Source organism: Actinoplanes sp. NPDC049548, assembly GCF_040676695.1.
GTDB lineage: Bacteria > Actinomycetota > Actinomycetes > Mycobacteriales > Micromonosporaceae > Actinoplanes.
In genome coordinates, this window is the sequence record NZ_JBFAPM010000014.1 from 58970 (window position 1) to 74523 (window position 15554).

Annotated in this window: 13 protein-coding genes; 7 read left to right on the forward strand and 6 right to left on the reverse strand. The window is 71.1% G+C overall.

Annotation, left to right across the window (positions count from 1 at the left end):
- The first annotated feature begins 93 nt into the window (after positions 1 to 93).
- From AB0J80_RS25745 to AB0J80_RS25755, 3 genes are read left to right on the forward strand one after another with little or no spacing between them, the layout of a single operon-like run.
- Positions 94 to 1518: a 3' terminal RNA ribose 2'-O-methyltransferase Hen1 gene (locus tag AB0J80_RS25745; RefSeq protein WP_364709573.1), complete on the forward strand. Its 1425-nt coding sequence runs from the start codon at positions 94 to 96 to the stop codon at positions 1516 to 1518.
- The gene (locus tag AB0J80_RS25750) at positions 1515 to 3992 is read left to right on the forward strand and encodes a polynucleotide kinase-phosphatase (protein WP_364709576.1); all 2478 of its coding nucleotides are present in this window, start codon (positions 1515 to 1517) and stop codon (positions 3990 to 3992) included. The genes AB0J80_RS25745 and AB0J80_RS25750 overlap by 4 nt, the downstream gene beginning before the upstream one ends.
- Positions 3993 to 4045: 53 nt before the next feature.
- Positions 4046 to 4864: a DedA family protein gene (locus AB0J80_RS25755; RefSeq protein ID WP_364709578.1), complete on the forward strand. Its 819-nt coding sequence runs from the start codon at positions 4046 to 4048 to the stop codon at positions 4862 to 4864.
- A gap of 18 nt (positions 4865 to 4882) precedes the next feature.
- On the opposite strand, the gene AB0J80_RS25760 is transcribed toward AB0J80_RS25755, so the two are convergent.
- The 5 genes from AB0J80_RS25760 to AB0J80_RS25780 all read right to left on the reverse strand — a co-directional run bounded on the left by AB0J80_RS25760 (position 4883) and on the right by AB0J80_RS25780 (position 9180).
- Positions 4883 to 5563, reverse strand: coding sequence for a class II aldolase/adducin family protein (locus AB0J80_RS25760; protein WP_364709580.1), 681 nt, complete (start codon positions 5561 to 5563; stop codon positions 4883 to 4885).
- A 281-nt stretch (positions 5564 to 5844) separates the two neighbouring features.
- Positions 5845 to 6222, reverse strand: a complete 378-nt coding sequence (locus AB0J80_RS25765) for a metalloregulator ArsR/SmtB family transcription factor (RefSeq protein ID WP_014440216.1) — start codon at positions 6220 to 6222, stop codon at positions 5845 to 5847.
- A 57-nt stretch (positions 6223 to 6279) separates the two neighbouring features.
- Complete coding sequence (locus tag AB0J80_RS25770; RefSeq protein ID WP_364709583.1) at positions 6280 to 6672, reverse strand: hypothetical protein; 393 nt, start codon at positions 6670 to 6672, stop codon at positions 6280 to 6282.
- A gap of 431 nt (positions 6673 to 7103) precedes the next feature.
- Positions 7104 to 8156: a hypothetical protein gene (locus AB0J80_RS25775; protein WP_364709586.1), complete on the reverse strand. Its 1053-nt coding sequence runs from the start codon at positions 8154 to 8156 to the stop codon at positions 7104 to 7106.
- 91 nt (positions 8157 to 8247) lie between these two features.
- A complete protein-coding gene (locus AB0J80_RS25780; protein ID WP_364709589.1) occupies positions 8248 to 9180 on the reverse strand; it encodes a hypothetical protein in 933 nt (310 codons plus the stop codon).
- 351 nt (positions 9181 to 9531) lie between these two features.
- Between AB0J80_RS25780 and AB0J80_RS25785 the strand changes: the two genes are divergently transcribed.
- The gene (locus AB0J80_RS25785) at positions 9532 to 9711 is read left to right on the forward strand and encodes a hypothetical protein (protein ID WP_364709591.1); all 180 of its coding nucleotides are present in this window, start codon (positions 9532 to 9534) and stop codon (positions 9709 to 9711) included.
- Between the two features lie 52 nt (positions 9712 to 9763).
- Here the strand turns inward: AB0J80_RS25785 and clpB are convergent, their stop codons facing one another.
- The gene (gene clpB, locus AB0J80_RS25790) at positions 9764 to 12352 is read right to left on the reverse strand and encodes an ATP-dependent chaperone ClpB (RefSeq protein ID WP_364709594.1); all 2589 of its coding nucleotides are present in this window, start codon (positions 12350 to 12352) and stop codon (positions 9764 to 9766) included.
- A 149-nt stretch (positions 12353 to 12501) separates the two neighbouring features.
- Here clpB and AB0J80_RS25795 point away from each other — a divergent pair, with 149 nt between their 5' ends.
- From AB0J80_RS25795 to AB0J80_RS25805, 3 genes are read left to right on the forward strand one after another with little or no spacing between them, the layout of a single operon-like run.
- Positions 12502 to 13719 (forward strand): sugar efflux transporter, encoded by a 1218-nt coding sequence (locus AB0J80_RS25795; protein ID WP_364709596.1) that lies wholly within the window; start codon positions 12502 to 12504, stop codon positions 13717 to 13719.
- Positions 13703 to 14200, forward strand: a complete 498-nt coding sequence (locus AB0J80_RS25800) for a cation:proton antiporter regulatory subunit (RefSeq protein ID WP_364709599.1) — start codon at positions 13703 to 13705, stop codon at positions 14198 to 14200. The genes AB0J80_RS25795 and AB0J80_RS25800 overlap by 17 nt, the downstream gene beginning before the upstream one ends.
- A 7-nt stretch (positions 14201 to 14207) precedes the next feature.
- The gene (locus tag AB0J80_RS25805) at positions 14208 to 15413 is read left to right on the forward strand and encodes a cation:proton antiporter (protein WP_364709601.1); all 1206 of its coding nucleotides are present in this window, start codon (positions 14208 to 14210) and stop codon (positions 15411 to 15413) included.
- Positions 15414 to 15554 lie beyond the last annotated feature (141 nt).

Here is a 15554-nt window from a genome sequence, read left to right on the forward strand (position 1 = left end):
TCCCACCTCCTACGACGGCATCGGGCCCGCGAATCATTGCGCTTCCGCGCAATTAGTTGGCCGGGCGTCCACAGGCGCTGCGATCATCGATCGGTGCTGCTCACCGTGACGACCACCCACCGGCCGGCGACCGACCTCGGCTACCTGCTGGTCAAGCACCCCGGCAAGGTGCACTCCTTCGACGTGCCCACCGGCACGGCCCACGTCCTGTTCCCGGACGCGGACGAGGACCGGTGCACGGCGGCGCTGCTGCTCGACGTCGACCCGCAGCGGCTCGGCGCCGCCCGCGGCGGACGGAAGCAACAGGCGGCGCCGGAGTCGTTCACGCTGGGCCAGTACGTCAACGACCGCCCGTACGCGGCATCCAGCCTGCTCGCGAGCGCCCTCGCCAAGGTCTTCCGCAGCGCCCTGCGCGGCGAGTCGAAGGACCGCCCGGAGCTGGCCGGCGAGCCGATCCCGCTCGAGATCCACGTGCCGGTGCTGCGGTGCAAGGGTGACCCGGTCGCCCTGTTCGAGCCGCTCGGCTGGGCGGTCACCGTGCGGCCGATCCCGCTCGACGACGTTCCCGACGGGCACCCGCTCGCCGGCGACAGCCCCTACGCGGACGTCACCCTGACCGGCACGCTACGGCTGGCCGACGCGCTCAACCACCTGTACGTCCTGCTGCCCGTCCTCGACGACGCGAAGCACTACTGGGTGGCGCCGGACGAGATCGACAAGCTGCTGCGCGCGGGCGAGGGCTGGCTGGCCGGGCACCCGGAGAAGGTGCTGATCACCCGCCGCTACCTGGCCCACCGCCGGTCCTTGGCGGCGAGCGCGCTCGAGCAGCTCGACCGGGACGACTCCGACAGCGTCGACGCGCCCGTCGACACCGCGGCCGACGAGGAGGCGGAGCTGCCCGTGGCGCGCAAGCAGTCGCTGGCGGAGCAGCGCCGCGACGCGGTGCTGGCCGCCCTCGCCGAGTCGGGAGCCACGCGCGTGCTCGACCTCGGTTGCGGTGGCGGCGCGCTGCTCGGAGCGCTGATCAAGGACAAGCGGTACACCGAGATCGTCGGCACGGACGTCTCCTCGCGTGCCCTGGACCTGGCGTACCGCCGGCTGCACCTCGACCGGGTGCCGGAGCGGCAGCGCGGACGCGTGACGCTGTGGCAGTCGGCCCTCACCTACACCGACGACCGGCTGAAGGGGTACGACGCCGCGGTGCTGATGGAGGTCGTGGAGCACCTCGACCCGCCTCGCCTGCCCGCGCTCGAGGCGTCGGTGTTCGGCCACGCCCGCCCGGCTACCGTCGTCGTGACCACGCCGAACGCCGAGTACAACGTGCTCTACGAGGGCCTCACCGGCATGCGCCACAGCGACCACCGGTTCGAGTGGACCCGTGCGGAGTTCGCCGACTGGACCGCTCGGACGGCGGCCGCGCACGGCTACGACGTCGCCCTCCGAGGCGTCGGAGATACGGACGAACGGTACGGGAGCCCCACGCAGATGGCGATCTTCACCCGGAAGGAGACGGCATGACCGAGATCGACATTCCCGAGCTGGCGCTCGTGGCGCTCGTCGGCATCTCCGGATCCGGCAAGTCCACCTTCGCCCGGCAGCACTTCGCACCGACGCAGGTGCTTTCCTCGGACTACTTCCGGGGTCTGGTGGCCGACGACGAGAACGACCAGTCGGCCTCCGGCGACGCCTTCGACGTGCTGCACTACGTCGCCGCCAAGCGGCTCAAGGCGGGCCGGCTCACGGTCGTCGACGCCACCAACCTGCAGCCGCACGCGCGGGCCGGGCTGGTCAAGGTCGCCCGCGAGCACGACGTGCTGCCGGTCGCCGTGGTGCTCGACGTGCCCGAGGCGCTGGCGTGGGAGCGTACGCAGGCGCGCGCCGACCGTACCTTCGGCCGTCAGGTCCTCACCCGGATGCATCGTGACCTGCGGCGTTCCCTCGGCCGGCTGGCTCGCGAGGGCTTCCGCAAGGTGCACGTGCTGCGCGGCCCGGAGGAGATCGCCGGTGCCACGATCCGCTACGAGAAGCTGTTCAACGACAAGCGCGAGCTCACCGGCCCGTTCGACATCATCGGCGACGTGCACGGCTGCCGGGCGGAGCTGGACGCCCTGCTGACCAAGCTCGGGTACGCCGTCACCCGCGACAACGCGGTGCATCCGGAGGGGCGTACGGCGGTCTTCGTCGGCGACCTCGTGGACCGCGGCCCGGACTCTCCCGGGGTCCTTCGCCTGGTCATGGGCATGGTCAGGAACGGTACGGCGATCTGCGTACCCGGCAACCACGAGCAGAAGCTGGCGCGCAAGCTCAACGGCCGCAACGTGCAGCTCACCCACGGCCTGCCGGAGACGCTCGCGCAGCTCGAGGCGGAGACGCCCGAGTTCGTGCAGGAGGTACGCGCGTTCATCGACGGCCTGGTCAGCCATTACGTGCTCGACGGCGGCAACCTGGTGGTCGCGCACGCCGGCCTCAAGGAGGCCTACCACGGCCGCGCGTCCGGCCGGGTGCGCTCGTTCGCGCTCTACGGCGAGACGACCGGCGAGACCGACGAGTACGGCCTTCCGGTGCGCTACCCGTGGGCGCGCGACTACCGCGGCTCGGCGGCCGTCGTCTACGGCCACACCCCGACCCCGGTACCGGAGTGGATCAACAACACGATCTGCCTCGACACCGGCTGCGTGTTCGGCGGCAAGCTCACCGCCCTGCGCTGGCCGTCGCGCGAGCTGGTCTCCGTGCCGGCCGCGCGGGAGTACTACGCCCCGGCCCGGCCGCTGGTCGCCGAGCCGGCCCGCCCCGACGAGGGACTGGACCTCGCCGACGTGACCGGCCGACGGCACATCGACTACGGGTACGGCCGCACGACGGTCGCCGCCGAGAACGCCGCGGCCGCGCTGGAGGTGATGAGCCGCTTCGCGCTGGCACCGGAGACGCTGGTGTGGCTGCCGCCGACCATGGCTCCGTGCTCGACGGCGACGGTCGAGGGCTACCTCGAGCACCCGTCGACGGCGTTCGCGGACCTGCGGGCGGCCGGCGTCGGCAAGGTCGTGTGCGAAGAGAAGCACATGGGCTCGCGCGCCGTCGTACGGATCTCCCGGGACGGCGTGGGCGACGCCGTCTGGACGCGTACGGGAAGGCCGTTCTTCGACGCCGCCCGGAACGAGCAGCTGCTGGCCAAGGTACGGGCAGCCGCCGTCGCCGCGGGTGTCCTGGAGGACGGCTGGCTGCTGCTCGACACCGAGCTGCTGCCGTGGTCGGCGAAGGCGGGCGGCCTCATCCGCGAGCGGTACGCCGGCGTGGGCGCGGCCGGGCGAGCAGCCCTGCCCGCCGCGCTGTCCGTGCTCGACCGGGTGGCGGCCCGCGGGCTCGACGTCGGCGCGCTCCGCGACCGGATCGAGCTGCGAGCGGCCGAGATCGCCGGATATTCGGCGGCCTACCGGGCGTACGTGCAGCCGACGGAGGGTCTGACCGGCGTGACCCTGGCACCGTTCGCGGTGCTCGCCACGCCCGGGGCGAACCACAAGGACAAGGACCACGGCTGGCACCTGGACATCGCCGACCGGCTCGTCGCGGCCGACCCCGGCCTGTTCACGCCGACCCGGCGCATGGTCGTGGACCTGGGCGACGCGGAGGCCGAGAAGGCGGCGACCGACTGGTGGCTGGCGCTGACGGCCGCCGGGGGCGAGGGCATGGTCGTCAAGCCGTACGCCGGACTGGGCGCGACCGACCCGAAGGGACGCCTCGTGCAGCCCGGGGTGAAGTGCCGCGGAAGGGAGTACCTGCGGATCATCTACGGCCCGGAGTACACCCGTCCCGAACAGCTGGACCGGCTCCGGCAGCGCCAGCTCGGCCGTAAGCGGTCGTTGGCGCTGCGTGAGCACGGTCTCGGGCTGGCGGCGCTGGACAGGCTGGCCGAGGGCGCGCCGCTGTGGCGGGTGCACGAGCTCGTCTTCGCCATCCTGGCTGCGGAATCGGAGCCGGTTGATCCTCGTTTGTGATCCACAGCGTTCGTTCAGGTACCGGTACCGCAGCGGCCGGTACCCTTCCTTTCGTGACCTACAGTGCGCTCCAGCTCGCTCTGAACCCGATGGACCCGACGGAACTGCTGCACACCTTCGGGTTGATCGGCGTCTGGGCGATCCTCTTCGCGGAGACCGGCCTGTTGGTCGGCTTCTTCTTCCCGGGAGACTCGCTGCTGTTCCTGGCGGGTGTGGCAGCGTCCCCGGTGGCCGACTCGATCTTCGGTGACGGCACCCGGATCTCACTGGTGGGTCTGCTCATCGGCGCCCCCGTGGCGGCGATCGTCGGCGCCCAGCTGGGTCACCTGCTGGGCGCCAGGTTCGGCCGCCGGATGTTCGACCGCCAGGACAGCAAGCTGTTCAAGCGCGAGTACGTGGAGAAGGCCGAGTACTACTTCGAGAAGTTCGGCCCGGCGAAGGCGGTGGTCCTGGCCCGGTTCATCCCGATCGTCCGGACCTTCCTCAACCCGGTGGCCGGCACCCTCGGCATGCCGGCCAAGAAGTTCTTCCTGTGGAACGTCGTCGGCGCGATCCTGTGGTGCGACGGCATCATCCTGGTCGGCTTCCTCCTGGCCGACCAGATCGCGAAGGTGGTCGGCGACAAGATCGACCGCTACATCCTGCCGGTCGTGGCGCTGATCGTGCTGATCTCGGTGCTGCCGATCGCCATCGAGATGCTCCGGGAGCGGAAGGCGAAGAAGCGCGCCGCCGCTACAGGCGCGCCCGAGGAGACGGGCCCGGCGACCGCCATCGGCGTCGTGGCGGCGGCGACCGTGGCCGGCATCGCCGAGGAGCTGACCGACCAGGACGACGACGACCACCGGCACCACCGGCCCCGCCACTCCGCCTGAGCGCCGGGTGCCGGTCGGTCAGACCCGGACCGGCGCCGCGCCGGCCAGCCGGTCCAGGAACTCCTCCGGCACCTCGCGGAGGTTGTCCAGCCGGCCCAGGGTCAGCGCCCGGTAGGTGAGCTGGGCGGCTTCCTCGAGGTTGCGGGCCCGCTTGTGGGCCAGCTCCACGCTGTCGGCCATGACCACGCAGCCGTGCTGGCTCAGCACGAGGCAGTTCGTGCCGTCCGCGGCCATCGCCGCGGTGAGGGCGGCGACCTCGGTGCTGCCGGGCATCCGGAACGGCACCGTCGAGACCCGCCTCAGGTAATACGCGTGGTCGGTCGTCACGATCCGGATGTGCTCGCCCAGCGCGTCCAGCAGCAACGCCGTCTGGGGATGCAGGTGGACGATCGCGTTGACATCCGGTCGCGCCCGGTAGAGCGCGAGGTGCAGTGCGAGCTCACTGGTCGGTTCCAGCCGGGGCGCCGGCAGCCCGCCCGCGGCGAGTGCCGCCGGGCCGCCGTCGGAGATCCGCACCGGCGCGAACGTCGTGCGGCTCAGCCGCTCCAGCCAGGTGCCGCTCGCGGTCACCCAGCAGGCGTCTTCGTCGGGGATGCGGGCGGAGAGGTTGCCGCCCGAGCCGCAGACCAGGCCGGCCTGGACCACGTCGTATCCCACGTGCGCGAGCTGGTCGCGCAGATCACCGGGCACGTAGTTCACCCGTCACTCCTTCGGGTCCTGGGGGTGGATCCTGATGGAGGTGTCCCGCCTGGCGTCACGCTCGTTGCCCGGTGACGCCAGGCACCTTCCCGCCGAGAAGATCGGCGGTCCTGCCACATCTGCCCGCTCGTGCGGGCTTGTTGCCCTGGATCGCCGGCACGGCCATGGCCGTCGCCGGCATCCGTCCGGTCACGACCGGTCGTTCCGCCGCCCGCTCGACGCGGGGCGGGCCTGCCCGTGGCCCGCCCGGTGCGAGCGGGCTCCGCTCGCCGTCGGCCCGTTCAGCGGGCCTTCTTCGTGGCCCGCTTCCGGGGCGGCGTGAGCAGGTCCGCGATCGTCGCGATCGCCGTCGGGACCAGGCGGTAGTACGCCCACACGCCGCGCTTCTCGCGCTCGAGCAGCCCCGCCTCGGTGAGGATCCGCAGGTGGTGACTGACGGTGGGCTGCGACAGCCCGAGCGGTGCGGTGAGGTCGCAGACACACGCCTCACCGTCCGTTGCGGACTGGATGAGGCTGAGCAGCCGGAGCCGGGCGGGGTCCGCGAGTGCCTTCAGCACCCCGGCCAGCCGCTCCGCATCGGCACGTTCAATAGGCTCGCCGGCCAGCGGCGAGATCTGAGGCATTGTCATTTCCGCCAACGCAGTTCCCACGATCTCCATCCTTCCACCAACTGCATCGATTCTCCTGCATGTGCGCAGGAACGAACCGGCTGACTTTCAGGCCGTAAGGCCGAAGTCGATCGCACGGTAGGCCGATCGGTACGTCTGGCCGGCACCCCGCGCGGCAGCGTCCGTACCCCGATCCACCATTCCCACGACACCGACTTCGGTCTCTGCCTCCTGCAACGCCTCAGTCGCCTTCTGGTCGCTGCCCATCGCCATCGAGCTCCTCGATCCCCGCCCCTGGAGTGAGTCGCCCCACATTTCGATGTCGCGATCAGTACGGCCACCGCCCGGCGTCCGCCCGTTCGCCGGCCCCGCCGTGTCCTGCACCGTCACACGACGGAGTCGCGCGTCACAGTCGACTTCACGACCCGATGAAAGCACGGCACAACGCTGCGCGACGGGCAATTCAGTGATGAATTTACGCAGGTCGTGGTGGGCTTCCATGACATCGAGCGTACTGGCTGCCCGGAAACTGGAACGTTCTGCCCTGGCGGGGCGGAAAGGAACTATTGACCCTCGCCTAAACATCCACGTTACAGGACACATTGTTAACTGAATCACCGCCCCCGGCACCGCCGAAAGGCGCATAGACGCAGCTCAAACCCCCTTTGCCCGGGCCCGTTCCCGACGTCTGAGACAACGACGGTCATCGAACGAGTACGCACTGACACCGATGTCACCTCGACACTTCTGACCATCCATGGGGAAAGCCCGTCCGGACAGCGCCGTCGAACAGACCCTCGTCGCACAACGCTACCCGTTCGGGTGACGCACAACCGTCGATGTCGTCTACCCCGGGAGCTGGACGGATACGGCAGGAAGCCCCCGTCGTGGGATGCGGCGAAGCACCCCGGCAGCCCGTCCGGTGTCAGAAATCAGTCGCGGTCCGGATCCCGGGACAGCCGGCCGTCCCCGGCCGGAGGCAGCTCGGCAGGAGCGGCCGCCGGCGACTCGGCGGAAGCGGCCGCCGGCGAATCGCCGGAGGCGGCAGCGGCAGCGGGCGACTGCGTAGCAGGAGCGGGATGCGGCTCCGCGGGGGCAGAAGCATGCGGCGGGGCAGGAACGGGCGACGGCTGCGGGGCGGTCGGTGTCGTGGGCCGAGGCCGCGCCCATGGGCTGGGCTCGTCCGGATTCGCCGCCATCGGCGCCGGCCCAGCCGGGTACTGCGCCATCGGCGCCGGCACGCTCGGATACGGAGCCCCATACACCTGCTGCGCCGGGTAACCACCCTGAGGAGCCCCATAGGACCCCGTCGCGCCATAACCACCCGCCGGATACCCACCCGGCGTCCCGTAGGCACCAGCAGCGCCCCAACCGGGCGCCACCGCATTCTGCGGCGCCGCGAACGGGTCCGGCGGCGCCGGCTTCGGCGCCCGGCCGAAGAACGACCGGGGCGCGGCCAGCAGCACCGACCCCACCAGCACATACCCGGCCATCTGCGCCAGACCCAGACCGATGTTCAGAGCGATCCACGACCCCGGGTAAGCGTCCGCCAGCGCCGCCCCCACCGACCCCGGCGCCGACTCGCCACCGCGCTGCACCGCCATGGTCAGCGTCGACGCACAACCGGCGAGCAGTCCGAGCACGCAGACGACCAGCGTGGCGATGCGGATGCCGTTGCTGCCCCGGCGCAGCCCCAGGGCCAGCACCACGTACAGGGCGAAGAGGATCACTGCGAGCACCGCGCCCAGCGCAGCACCGATCCACAGCACGGTGACCGAGCCGTCGACGTCGGGGCTGTCGCCGGCCGCGGCGCGGAAGCGGTCGACCGTGCCGGGGGCGATCGCCAGCGTGGCCACCGCGTACGCCAGACCCACCACCGCCATGACGATCAGCAGGACCGACGCGATCCCGACCGACACCGGCCGGCGGGGCGTCGCGGCGGGTGCCGGTGCGGCCGCCGCCGGGTGCTGCACTGCGTACGACATGGTGGTCTCCCGGGTGATCCGTTGCGGACGAACCTACCTGGACGCGTGACGCGCCGCCGGGCTTACCCGGCGGCGCGCGAGGGGTGGGGTGTCAGGCCGGATCGGTCGGTGCCCGGCCCGGCTGATCGGGCGGCGGGTTCCGGTCGGAACCCTGGTCCGGCGTCGGCGACGACGGGCCGGGAGAGGGCGCGCTCCAGGGATCCGTCGCGGGCACGCTGCCCGTGTGCGGAGCGTCCTGCGCAGGTCCCGGCGGTGTGGTGGGCGGCGGCGTGGCGTCCGGCTGGGTTCCCGGGTACGCCGGGAACGCCCCGGGAGCCGAGTAGGGCGGCTGCTGCTGCTGCGGATACCCCGGCTGCGGATAACCGGGCTGCGGATATCCCGCCTGCGGATATCCGGGCGGCGGGTATCCCGGCTGCTGATAACCGGGCTGCCCCGGGTACGGGTACGGCATGGACGGGTCCCACGTCGGCTGCGGCTTGCGGAAGTACGCGTTCGCCGGCGGCAGCATGAGCAGGATCAGCGCCGCCAGGATCGCCAGCACCAGCAGGATGCTGAGCGTCGTCGTGATCGGCCCGTACCAGGAGGGCAGCTCGGCGGAGAGCCGGTCCTCGACCTCGCGGGCGCTCGGGCCCGCGTTGGTGCCCGAGTCGAGGTTCATGCCGCTGGTGGCGGCGTTGCCGAGCAGGCCGAAGCCACTGCAGCACAGGAAGATGCCGCCGATCACCCAGGTGGTGACGCGGGAGCCCTGGCGCCCGCGGTTGTTGAAGATGGCCAGGATCACCAGACCGGCCGCGACCAGGACGTTGATCACGACGCCCACCACGATGGCGGCGACCATGATGCTTTCCATGCCGCTGCTCGCGGTGTTCGCGTACAGGTCCTTGTAGACGTCGGAGATCGTGGAGACGGTGGTCAGCGACAGCAGCGACGCGACGACCGACGCGGCGGCGGTGAGATACAGCAAGTACGACGAGACGGTGACGACCGTGGGACGTGAGCTCGGTGCCGGTGCTGCCGGATGCATGCGGCGCTCCCTCCTAGATCCACTCACGGTATCGGGCGGCGGCCAGAACCGGGGACCGGCTGACACAAGGTCCACAACTATGGCAACATCGCCCGACGTGGCACGAAATCGGATGAAATAGGTCGCTCGTTCGAGGGGGCGACAGAAGTCGATCCCGACCCATACACTTCCATCTCGTGGCGCGCCGCAGGCAAGAGAATCCCTCGGCGCCGCCCTGTGCCCGACCGAGTCGCCGCCCCCGCTCACTGATCGCCGGGGCCGAGGCAGACCGGATCAGGGCCCCTTCCCGATTGCGCCGGCCGCGTGTCCACACCGCGGCCGCCCCAGACCCGTTAAGGACCGGTGAGTCCCATGCCCCATGCAGACACCCTGACCGTCGTTCACCATGACGACACGAGCACCCGCTACGAAGACGTCCGGTACCAGCTCCACCGCGACGGGATCAGGATCTGGTCCGACGAGGGCGAGCACGCCTTCACGGACATTCTCATGACCCACGCCTACCGGCAGCGGGAGGCGGAGGCGAGCTGAGACGAAAAGAAGGGGCCTCGAGGAAAACTCCTCGGGGCCCCTTCTGCTGTGCTCAGGCTCGGGCGACGCGCAGCCCGTCCTTGTTGTCGCCCAGGTCGACCAGGACCGTGTCGCCGTCCACGATCTCGCCGGCGAGCAGCGCCTTGGCCAGTGAGTCCCCGATCGCGGACTGCACCAGCCGGCGCAGCGGCCGGGCACCGTAGATCGGGTCGTACCCGTGCTCGCCCAGCCACTGCACCGCCGCCTCGGTGACGTCCAGGCTGAGCCGCCGGTCGGCCAGCCGGTGCCGCAGCCGGCCCAGCTGGATGTCGACGATGGCCGCGAGGTCCTGCGCGGTCAGCGCGTGGAACACCACGATGTCGTCGAGGCGGTTGAGGAACTCCGGCTTGAAGTGCGCGCGTACGGTCGCCATGACCTCCTCCCGGCGCTCCTCCTCGCCCAGGGTGAAGTCGGAGATGACCGACGAACCGAGGTTCGAGGTGAGCACGAGGATGGCGTTGCGGAAGTCGACCGTGCGGCCCTGCCCGTCGGTGAGCCGCCCGTCGTCCAGGACCTGCAGCAGCACGTCGAAGACGTCCGGGTGCGCCTTCTCCACCTCGTCCAGCAGCACCACGCTGTACGGCCGCCGGCGGACCGCCTCGGTCAGCTGGCCGCCCTCCTCGTAGCCGACGTACCCGGGCGGGGCGCCGACGAGACGGGCGACGGAGTGCTTCTCGCCGTACTCGCTCATGTCGATGCGGACCATGGCGCGTTCGTCGTCGAAGAGGAAGCCCGCGAGGGCCTTGGCCAGCTCGGTCTTGCCGACGCCGGTGGGGCCGAGGAACAGGAAGCTGCCGGTGGGGCGGTCCGGGTCGGCGACACCGGCGCGGGCCCGGCGTACGGCTCCCGCGACGGCCGCGACCGCCTCGGTCTGGCCGACCACCTTGGCCTGCAGCGACTCCTCCATGCGCAGCAGCTTGGCGGTCTCGCCCTCCATCATCCGGCCGGCCGGGATGCCGGTCCACGAGGCGATGACCTCGGCGATGTCGTCGGCGCCGACCTCCTCCTTGACCATCGGCGGCTCGGTCTTCTCGTCCTCGGCCGCCGCCGCGCTCTCCATCTCCCGTTCCAGCGCCGGGATCTCCTGGTACTGCAGGCGGGACGCCTTCTCCCAGTCGGCCTCGCGCTGCGCCCGCTCGAGCTCGGCGTGCGTCTCGTCCAGCTTCTTCTTGAGCTCGCCGACGCGGTTCAGGCCGCCACGCTCGCGCTCCCATCGGGCGTTGAGGGCGGTCAGCTCCTCCTCGCGGTCGGCGAGGTCGCGTTCGAGCCGCTCCAGCCGGGCGACCGACGCCGGGTCGGTCTCCTTCTCCAGCGCCAGCTTCTCGACCCGCATCCGGTCGACCTGCCGCTGCAGCTGGTCCAGCTCCACCGGGCGCGAGTCGATCTCCATCCGCAGCCGGGAGGCGGCCTCGTCGATCAGGTCGATGGCCTTGTCCGGCAGGAACCGGTCGCTGATGTACCGGTCGGACAGCGCCGCCGCGGCGACCAGGGCCGCGTCGGTGATCTGGACCCGGTGGTGGGCCTCGTACCGGCCCTTGAGGCCGCGGAGGATGCCGATGGTGTCCTCGACGGTGGGCTCACCGACGACGACCGGCTGGAAGCGGCGCTCCAGGGCCGGGTCCTTCTCGATGTGCTCGCGATACTCGTCGAGGGTGGTCGCGCCGACCATCCGCAGCTCGCCGCGGGCCAGCATCGGCTTGAGCATGTTGCCGGCGTCCATCGAGCCCTCGCCCTTGCCGGCGCCGACGACGGTGTGCAGCTCGTCGAGGAACGTGACGACCTGGCCGTTGGAGTTGCGGATCTCCTCGAGGACGCTCTTGAGGCGCTCCTCGAACTGGCCGCGGTACTGCGCGCCGGCGACCATCGCGCCGAGGTCGAGCGAGACCAGCTTCTTGTCGCGCAGCGTCTCGGGCACGTCGCCCGCGACGATGCGCTGCGCCAGGCCCTCGACGATCGCGGTCTTGCCGACGCCGGGCTCGCCGATCAGCACCGGGTTGTTCTTGGTACGCCGGGAGAGCACCTGCACGACCCGGCGGATCTCGGCGTCCCGCCCGATGACCGGGTCGATCTTGCCCTCGCGCGCCTGGGCGGTCAGGTCGACGCTGTACTTCTCCAGCGCCTTGTAGGTCTGCTCGGGGTCCTGGTTCGTGACGCGGCGCTCGCCCCCGCGCACCGACGGGAAGGCGGCAACGAGCGTCTCCTCGGTGGCACCGACGTCGCGCAGGGCCTTGCCGACCGAGCCGCCGACCCGGGCGATGCCGGCGAGCAGGTGCTCGGTGGAGACGTACTCGTCGCCGAGCGGCTTGGCGATCAGCTCGGCCTCGCCGATGGCGTTGACGAACTCGCGGGAGAGGCTGGGCTCCGCGGTGCTCGAGCCGCGCGCGGAAGGCTGCTGCTCGACCGCGCGTACGGCGGCGCGCCGCACATCGGCGGGATTGGCACCGACCGCTCGCAGCAACGCCGGGGCTGTGGAGCCACCGGTGTCGAGCAGTGAGAGCAGCAGGTGCCACGGCTCGACGGTGGCGTGACCGCGCTGGTTGGCGTCGGCCACGGCACCCGTGATGACGTCACGGCTCTTGGTGGTAAGGCGTTCGGCGTTCATGAGCTCCCCTGATCGGATCTTCCAAGAGATGCAGCATCCGGGTGGTTCAGCAATCTGAGACTTGAGCGTATTCCACTCAACTCTAGGGTGACGAGTCCAACGCCGTTAAAGAGATGCCGGTAACCAGAGCCCGCCGTAACGTCAGACATATGGCCCTGGCAACCGCGCGGCGTACGCCGCAGCTCACTCGTGCGCTCCTCCCGCTGGGCCTCATCTTCCTCGGGGTCGGCATCTCCACCGCGCTCGTCGGGCCGTTCCTGTCGCTGTTCCTGAGCACGGAGGTCGACGCCGGCCCGCTCCAGGTGACTGTCTTCCTCGTGCTCGCCCCACTGTCCGGCGTCCTCGGCTCCACCCTCATCGGGCGCCTGTCGGACCGGCGCCCGATCCGCCGGGCCCTGCTCATCGGCGGCGCCGCGGCCGGCATGGTCGGATGCGCGCTGACCGCGTTCGTGCGGGACTACTGGATCCTGCTCGGCCTCACCGTCACCGCGATCGCCGTCGCCAACTCACTCTTCCCGCAGTCCTTCGCGTACGCCCGTCAGGTGCTCGAGCGCGACGCGCCGGACCGGGCCGCGATGGGCATCAGCGCCCTGCGGACCGTTTTCTCGCTGGCGTGGGTCGCCGGACCGCCACTGGCCGCGTTCCTCCTCCACGCCGGCGGCTTCGGCTGGGTCTACGGCACAGCCGCCCTCATGTACGCGCTCGCGGCCCTCGTCGGCATCGGCTGGCTCGGCGAGGTCGAGGCACCGGCGGCAGAGACGGCGGAGACGGAGATCTCCGACACGCCGGACCTCGCTCGGTGGACACTGCTGCTCACGGCCGCCGCGTTCACGCTCATGCAGACGCCGCTGACCCTGGCCGTCCAGGCGTTGCCGCTGTTCATCCGCACCGACCTGCACGGCGACGTCTCCGACGCGGGCCTGGTCCTCGGGCTCTGCGCGGCCCTGGAGATCCCCTTGATGCTGGGGCTCGGCGCGCTGTCCACCCGGCTGCCCCTTCGCCTGCTGCTCTTCGCCGGGGCGGCCTGCGGGGTCGGCTACTACGCGCTGGCGGCGATCTCGTCCGGCGTGTGGGTGCTCTTCGTCGCGCAGATCCTCAACGCGCTGTTCATCGCGGCGGTGTCCGGACTCGGCATCACGTACATGCAGAACATGCTGCCGGGGCATCCCGGGCGGGCCACGACGCTGTTCACGAACTCGTTCCCGCTGGGCGCGATGCTTGCCGGGCCGCTGTTCGGGGTCGCGCAGCACTTCGGCTTCCGGTACGCGTACGTGATCTGCGCCGTTCTCTGCGCGGCGGGCCTGCTCCTGCTGACCGTCGTCCGCCCCGGTACCGGCTACGGTGGTACGCGTGCGCGTACGGGTTGAGCAGACTCCACTTCCGGGCATCGGCGTCCGCCATGACCTGGTCACTTCGTCCGGGCGTACGGTCGGCGTGGTCTCGCACCGCAGCGGCCGTCGCGACCTGGTGCTCTACGACGTGGACGACCCCGACGCCTGCCTGGCCTCGATACCGCTGACCGACGACGAGGCGGAGGCGCTGGCCGACGTCCTCGGCGCGTCGCTCATGCTCGGCCAGCTCTCGGGCCTGCGCCAGCAGGCGGCGGGCCTGCTCACCGAGCAGGTCGCCCTGCCGGCCGGCTCCCCCTTCGTCGGCCGCCCCCTGGGTGACACCCGGGCCCGCACCCGCACGAGCGCCTCGATCGTGGCGGTCCTGCGTGACCGTGAGGTGATCGCCTCCCCCGGCCCGTCGTTCGTCTTCGAGGCGAACGACGTGGTGGTCGCCGTCGGCACCCGCCAGGGCCTGGACGGCGTGACGGCCATCCTCGCCGGCGACCACGGCGACTGAGGCGCCGGTGCACAGCACGACGATCCTTCTGATCGAGGTCGGCGCGCTTCTCTTCGCGCTCGGCATGCTGGGCCGCCTCGGCCGCCGCATCGGGCTCTCCCCCATCCCGCTCTACCTGCTCGCCGGGCTCGCGTTCGGGCACGGCGGCTTCGTCCCGCTCTCCGCGAGCGAGGAGTTCATCGAGATCGGCGCCGAGATCGGCGTCATCCTGCTGCTGGTCATGCTGGGGCTGGAGTACTCGGCGAGCGAGCTGGTCGGCAACCTGCGCTCGGCCGCCCCCGCCGGAGTCGTCGACGCGCTGCTCAACGCCCTGCCCGGGGCCGGCTTCGCGCTGCTGCTCGGCTGGGGCTGGGAGGCGGCGCTGGTGCTGGCCGGCATCACCTGGGTCTCGTCGTCCGGCGTGATCGCCAAGGTGCTCGGCGACCTCGGCCGGCTGGGTAACCGCGAGACCCCGGTGGTCCTGTCCGTGCTGGTCATCGAGGACCTGGCGATGGCCTTCTACCTGCCGCTGGTCACCGCGGTGCTGGCCGGGGTGGGGCTCGCCGGCGGCATGAAGGCCCTGGCGGTCGCGGTGCTCACGGTGGTCGCGGTGCTGGTCGTGGCGATCCGGTACGGGCACGCCATCTCCAACTTCATGTCGGTCAAGGACGCCGAGGCGCTGTTGCTGAGCGTCCTGGGCCTGACGCTGTTCGTGGCCGGCGTCGCCGCGGAGTTGAAGGTGTCCGCAGCGGTGGGCGCCTTCCTCGTGGGCATCGCCCTCTCCGGCGAGCTCGCGCACAGCGCCGTGCAGATGCTGTCGCCGCTCCGGGACCTCTTCGCGGCCGTCTTCTTCGTCTTCTTCGGCCTCTCGACCGATCCGGCGGCGATGCCACCGGTGCTCCTGCCCGCGTTCGCCCTCGCCGTGCTCACGATGCTCACCAAGGTGCTGACCGGCGTCTTCGGTGCCCGGCGCAGCGGGATCGCCCTGCCGGGTCAGATCCGCGCCGGGCTGGCCCTGATGCCCCGCGGCGAGTTCTCGATCGTCATCGCGGGGCTGGCCGTCGCGTCCGGCGTGGAGCCGGAGCTGGCGCCGCTGGCGACGGCGTACGTGCTGATCACCGTGGTGAGCGGCCCGCTGCTCGCGCGGCTGCCGGATTACACGTGGTTCAAGAACATCGTCCGGCGGCGTACCGCGTTGCGCCGTCCGGCCGAAGTGTTACCGGCTGTGGACTGACCACCGGGCCGTCCCCGCAGCTCATCGCTACTGACCAGTATCTGAAAGTGATACTTCATCACTTCCGCCGGGCGCGAGATCGCGCTAACGTGTCGCCGCGACAACATGGTGTTACAGGGTGACCAGCGACACGCCGGAACG

What these genes read in the sequence shown, in the direction of transcription:
- clpB (WP_364709594.1), bottom strand. Translation starts at nt 12,352, where the DNA reads ATGAACGCCGAACGCCTTACCACCAAGAGCCGTGACGTCATCACGGGT.
- AB0J80_RS25795 (WP_364709596.1), top strand. Translation starts at nt 12,502, where the DNA reads ATGGCCCTGGCAACCGCGCGGCGTACGCCGCAGCTCACTCGTGCGCTC.
- AB0J80_RS25765 (WP_014440216.1), bottom strand. Translation starts at nt 6,222, where the DNA reads ATGGAGATCGTGGGAACTGCGTTGGCGGAAATGACAATGCCTCAGATC.
- AB0J80_RS25750 (WP_364709576.1), top strand. Translation starts at nt 1,515, where the DNA reads ATGACCGAGATCGACATTCCCGAGCTGGCGCTCGTGGCGCTCGTCGGC.
- AB0J80_RS25775 (WP_364709586.1), bottom strand. Translation starts at nt 8,156, where the DNA reads ATGTCGTACGCAGTGCAGCACCCGGCGGCGGCCGCACCGGCACCCGCC.
- AB0J80_RS25780 (WP_364709589.1), bottom strand. Translation starts at nt 9,180, where the DNA reads ATGCATCCGGCAGCACCGGCACCGAGCTCACGTCCCACGGTCGTCACC.
- AB0J80_RS25770 (WP_364709583.1), bottom strand. Translation starts at nt 6,672, where the DNA reads ATGGAAGCCCACCACGACCTGCGTAAATTCATCACTGAATTGCCCGTC.
- AB0J80_RS25785 (WP_364709591.1), top strand. Translation starts at nt 9,532, where the DNA reads ATGCCCCATGCAGACACCCTGACCGTCGTTCACCATGACGACACGAGC.